General features: G+C 58.5%; 6 protein-coding genes. 3 read left to right on the top strand and 3 right to left on the bottom strand.

Annotation, left to right across the window (positions count from 1 at the left end; genetic code table 11):
- The coding region (locus ACESNI_RS13760) for an SH3 domain-containing protein (RefSeq protein WP_373087813.1) at nt 1-381 on the top strand (381 nt) is incomplete at its 5' end.
- A 7-nt stretch (nt 382-388) separates the two neighbouring features.
- Here the strand turns inward: ACESNI_RS13760 and ACESNI_RS13765 are convergent.
- The 3 genes from ACESNI_RS13765 to ACESNI_RS13775 are packed head-to-tail and all read right to left on the bottom strand — an operon-like array spanning nt 389 to nt 2,161.
- Nucleotides 389-829 carry a YqaA family protein gene (locus ACESNI_RS13765; protein ID WP_373087816.1) on the bottom strand — a complete coding sequence of 147 codons (441 nt, stop codon included), beginning with the start codon at nt 827-829 and terminating at the stop codon, nt 389-391.
- A gap of 10 nt (nt 830-839) precedes the next feature.
- A complete protein-coding gene (locus tag ACESNI_RS13770; RefSeq protein WP_373087817.1) occupies nt 840-1,538 on the bottom strand; it encodes a glutathione S-transferase N-terminal domain-containing protein in 699 nt (232 codons plus the stop codon).
- Between the two features lie 17 nt (nt 1,539-1,555).
- Nucleotides 1,556-2,161 (bottom strand): 2-hydroxychromene-2-carboxylate isomerase, encoded by a 606-nt coding sequence (locus ACESNI_RS13775; protein WP_373087819.1) that lies wholly within the window; start codon nt 2,159-2,161, stop codon nt 1,556-1,558.
- Between the two features lie 100 nt (nt 2,162-2,261).
- On the opposite strand from ACESNI_RS13775, the gene ACESNI_RS13780 reads away from it, so the two are divergent.
- Together ACESNI_RS13780 and ACESNI_RS13785 are read left to right on the top strand one after the other, a co-directional pair.
- Complete coding sequence (locus ACESNI_RS13780) at nt 2,262-3,254, top strand: aldo/keto reductase (protein ID WP_373087821.1); 993 nt, start codon at nt 2,262-2,264, stop codon at nt 3,252-3,254.
- Between the two features lie 58 nt (nt 3,255-3,312).
- Complete coding sequence (locus tag ACESNI_RS13785; RefSeq protein ID WP_373087823.1) at nt 3,313-5,031, top strand: chloride channel protein; 1,719 nt, start codon at nt 3,313-3,315, stop codon at nt 5,029-5,031.
- Nucleotides 5,032-5,079: the final 48 nt, after the last annotated feature.

Consider the following 5,079-nt stretch of genomic DNA (forward strand, 5'->3'; position numbering starts at 1 on the left):
ACGAGACTGACAGGTTCCGCCGGTATTTTCAGCCGCGCTTGCCTGATCGCTCTGGGCTTGAGTATGGGGACGGCCGTTCTTCCCGCCGCCGCGGCAAGCCCGGATAACCCCGGTTACTTCCGCGATCATATGAAACCCGGCAGTACCCTGAATGTTCGCAAGACCCCCTCCCTCAAGGCCGCAAAAGTTGGCGCCCTGACCGCGGATACGGACAAGATCGTCAACCATGGCTGCCATATCGGTATGCCGTACCTCGAATGGCGAAAATCAACAACGGCCATCCGGAAAGTCGAAACCCGGCGCAAATGGTGCAATATTGAATATAACGGTATGGTCGGCTGGACAGCCGGACAATATCTGCAGGCAGACGCGCCCGAGTAACATACCCCTACCCCGCCAGCAGCTGCGCCGCCTGCAATACCAGCAGGTAGCGCCCCAGCTTGCCAAGGGTGACCCAGAACAGGAAATTGAGCGGCGGCACCCTGAGCGCTCCGGCGACGATGGTCAGCGGGTCACCAATCACCGGAAGCCAGGCGAACAGCAGCGTCCATTGGCCGTAGCGGGCAAACCCGCGTTGCGCCTGATCATAGCGCTTTTCCGAGACCGGAAACCATTTGCGTCCGCGAAACCGCGCCAAAAATCGCCCAAGAACCCAATTCAGCATCGATCCGGCGACATTGCCGATGACTGCCGCCAGCAACAAGCCCATCGGGCTTCCGCTCTCAGTAGCGATATAATAGGCGAACAGCCCCTCGGAGGTGCCGGGCAGCAGGGTTGCTGACAGGAAGGCGCTGAGGGCGAGGCTGCCATAGAGGGCGAACGGTGTCACCGGAGGGGTTTCAGTCCGTTTCCCGGGTCCGCTGCGCCATCAGGTTCTTGCGCGTTTCCTCATCCCAAGTCCCGGTCGGCTTGCCAAATTCCTTGCCGACCTCATAGCCCCGCCGCAGCGCCGGGCGTTGTTTCAGGGCATCGTACCAGCGGCGGATGTTAGGAAACTCGCCAAGGTCAATCTCTTGCTGCTTGTAGGTGATGATCCACGGCCAGCAGGCCATATCGGCAATCGAATAGTCGCCGCAGATAAAATCCCGCCCCTTGAGGCGACGGTTAAGCACATCAAACAGACGCAGAGCCTCGGTCGAGTAGCGTTCCATGGCGTAAGGAATTTTTTCCGGGGCATAGAACTTGAAATGGCCATTCTGGCCGAGCATCGGGCCGAGGCCGCCCATCTGCCACATCACCCATTCGATCACTTCCTTGCGGCCACGCAGATCACCCGGCATGAATTTTCCTGTCTTCTCGGCGAGATAGATCAGGATTGCACCGGTCTCAAATACCGACACCGGCGCGCCGCCATCTTCAGGGTCCCGGTCGATAATGGCGGGCATGCGGTTGTTGGGGCTGATGGCGAGGAAGTCCTTCTCGAACTGCTCACCCTTGCCGATATTGACGGGAATCACCCGGTAATCGAGGCCCATCTCCTCAAGCGCGATGGAGATTTTCCAGCCATTCGGGGTCGGCCAGTAGTAAAGGTCAATCATGGCGGTCCATTATCCTGTCAGTCGGCGTTGAGCTTTGCTTCGATCAGGACGAAGCGGTCATTGCCGAAATACATGTCATCCTCGTTAAGGAACATGGTCGGCGAGCCAAATCCGCCCCGGTTAATCAATTCCTCCGTATTAGATTTCAGTTTATCTTTATACGTCTGGTCTTTGATTTTGCTAAAGAAATTATCCCTATCAAGGCCGACATCGGCGACGATTTTCTCCAGTTCAGCATCCTGTGAAATATCGGCAAGCTCGCCCCAGTAACGCTCGAACACGCGGCGGGCATAGGACACAAGGCATTGTTCCTCAAGCGCAACAAACGCGCCGCGCATGGCCTTGACGCTGTTGACGGGAAAGACCGGCGGCTGGCCAATCTTGATGCCCACATAGTCCGCCCAGTCCTGCAAATCCTTCTTGGCGTATTTCTGTTTGGGAATCACCGGGTTGTCGCGGTTGTTATAGACGGAGGGATTGACGCTGTTAAAAACGCCCCCGACCAGAAACGGGCGATAATCCACCACAAGGTCGGGATGCCGCCCAGAAATCTCCTGCAGAGTTTCAAAGGCAAGATATGTCCAGGGGCTGGAGCAATCGAAGAAAAATTCCAGTTTATTCATCGGGGCCTCTTTTTATTTCGAGTTTTTGCTGTTGCGCCATTGCTTTAGCATAGTAACATTATTTGGTAAAAAACAAGATGCAGCAAAGGGATAAAAGAGAATGAAAAAACGGAAACTAGGAAAAAACGGGCCGGAAGTCGGTGCCGTCGGACTTGGCTGCATGAGTTTTGCGGGCTTTTACGGGCCAACAGATGAGGATACCAGCCACGCAACCCTCGCCCGGGCGATGGATCTTGGCGTCGATTTTCTCGATACCTCCAACGTCTATGGCGCCGGGCGCTCGGAACAGACAATCGGCGCGTTCGTGAAACAGAACCCCGGGGTCTTCAAGATCGCCTCAAAGGTCGGGATCAAGCGGGAGCCGGGCGCAACTGCCCGAACATTTGATAACAGTGCCAGCTATATACGCGGTGAACTTGAAAAATCACTTAAACGATTGAATGTCGAACAACTGGCGCTTTACTACATTCATCGCCGGGACCCGTCCATTCCGGTCGAGGAGGTGATGGACACCCTGGTTGCGCTGAAACAGGAAGGCAAGATCGACGGTATCGGCTTTTCCGAGATTTCACCGGCGACGCTCCGCCGCGCCCATGCGGTGCATCCGGTCACCGCCGTGCAGAATGAATATTCCCCCTGGACCCGCCTGCCCGAGCTCGGACTGCTTCAAACCTGCGAGGAGCTGGGCGTGGCCTTCGTTCCGTTTTCCCCGGTTGGACGCGGCATCTTCAGTAACAGCCCGCCTGATCCGGCAAAATTTGGCGACAGCGATTTCAGAAAAAATAACCCGCGCTTTATGACGCCGAATTACGGCTATAACCTCAAGGCACTAGAACCCTTTTTCGAGATGGCGGCCGACAAGGGCGTCGCCGTGGCGACACTCGCGATTGCCTGGGTGCTGGGCAAGGGCGACAACCTGATCCCGATACCGGGAACGCGAAGCAAGCAACATCTTGAGGAATGTGCCGCCGCGGCGGACCTTGTCCTCACTGCCTCCGAGATGGCCGAGATCGAAAAGATCCTGCCCGTCGGCTTCGCCCATGGCGCCCGTTATACTGATTCGCAAATGATCGGAACCGAAAGCTATTGCTGAACCGGCGGCGGGGGCTGTCCGGAGGCTATGCCAGTTGATGTAGGGAGGGGGCCACGACATGCAGGAGGAAAATCGAGGGATAGTGTTGTTGTGTCTGCTCGCCGGTCTTGTCGGGATCATCGGCGGGATTGGCGCGTGGATATTTCGTCTGCTCATAGGTTTCTTTCATAACCTGCTGTTTTTAGGACAATTTAACCTTCAATATGACGCTAATCTCCATACGCCAACGGATGTCTGGGGGGCCTGGGTGATCGCTGTGCCGGTGATCGGCGCCGTTGGGGTCGCCTGGCTGGTCAAGACCTTCGCCCCCGAGGCCAAGGGCCATGGCGTGCCCGAGGTCATGGACGCGATCTATTATAACGATGGCCATATCCGCCCGATTGTGGTTGTCGTCAAGTCCCTCGCCTCCGCCCTCTCAATCGGCAGCGGCGGCGCCATTGGCCGCGAAGGCCCGATTATCCAGATCGGTGCGACCTTCGGCTCGGTGCTCGGCTCCTGGGTCGCCATGCCGGCGCGTCAGCGGGTGGTGCTGATGGCCGCCGGGGCCGGGGCCGGCATTGCCGCCACATTCAACGCCCCGCTCGGCGGGGTTCTGTTCGCCGTCGAGTTATTGCTCGTCTCGATCAATGCCAGCAGTATCCTTCTTGTCACCATCGCGACGGTGGTCGCCACCTATATCGGGCGGCTTTTGCTTGGGGCCAACCCGAGTTTTGAAGTCCCGGCCCTGCAAATCCCCGACTTCGGGATCGAGCCCGCCTGGGGCCTGATCCTGTTCCTGCCCTTCGGCCTGATCTGCGGCCTCGCCGGAACCCTGTTCATCCGCGCCATCTACAAGGCGGAGGACTGGTTCGACGCCCTGCCCGGAAATTACTACAGTCGCCATATGATGGGCATGTTTCTCGTCGGGGTGATGATCTACCTGATGCAGCTCTATGCCGGGCATTTCTATATTCAGGGGGTTGGCTATGCGACCATCCTTGATGTGCTGGAAGGCGCGCTATCAGATCCGTGGTTCCTGCTGCTGCTCTTTGCCCTCAAGCTGATGGCAACCTGCCTGACGCTCGGCTCCGGCGCCTCCGGCGGGGTATTTTCGCCGTCGTTGTTCATGGGGGCCGCGCTTGGCGCCGCCTTTGGCGGTGTCACCTTGATGCTGTTTCCCGATATCGGCATTGGCATCCCGGTCTTTGCCATTGCCGGCATGGCGGCGATGATCGGCTCAACAACCGGGGCCGTCTTCACCAGCATCATCATGCTGACAGAGATGACCGGCGATCATAACATGATCCTGCCGACCGTGCTCTGTACGGCCACCGCCTATGCGGTTCGCCGCCGTCTTTCGCCAGCCAGCATCTATACGCTCAAGCTCAACCGGCGCGGCCATGCGGTGCCCGAGGGGCTGGATGCGGCCCTGCTGACGGCGCGCCAGGTTGGCGATATCATGACCAGGAATTTTACCGTTCTTGCCGTGGGCGATCCCCGGCCTGAGACACCGGGGGTGCTCATCTTCACCGAAGACGGGAGAATTGTCCGCGCCGAGCGGCGCTTCAGGGACAAGACACAGCCGGAGGAAAGCCTGACAGCGGGAGAACCCGCCGCCTTTGTCATGGTCACCGCAAAGACGGGCCTTATGGAGGCGCTGCGCCTCATGGGCCAACAGGACGCTATGCTGGCTCTGGTGACAGATCCTGACGGGGCGAATCAGAATACGTCGGTTGCCGGCGTGGTCACGGCCACGGAAATCACCAACGCGCTTAAAGCTGTGGCAAAGCTTCAATAACCCGCGCGACCTCTCCCCTCGGGGCCCTAGAACGCCTCCGCGCTCGCC

Origin of the sequence: Sneathiella sp. (assembly GCF_041689005.1) — a bacterium.
Taxonomy (GTDB): Bacteria; Pseudomonadota; Alphaproteobacteria; order Sneathiellales; family Sneathiellaceae; genus Sneathiella.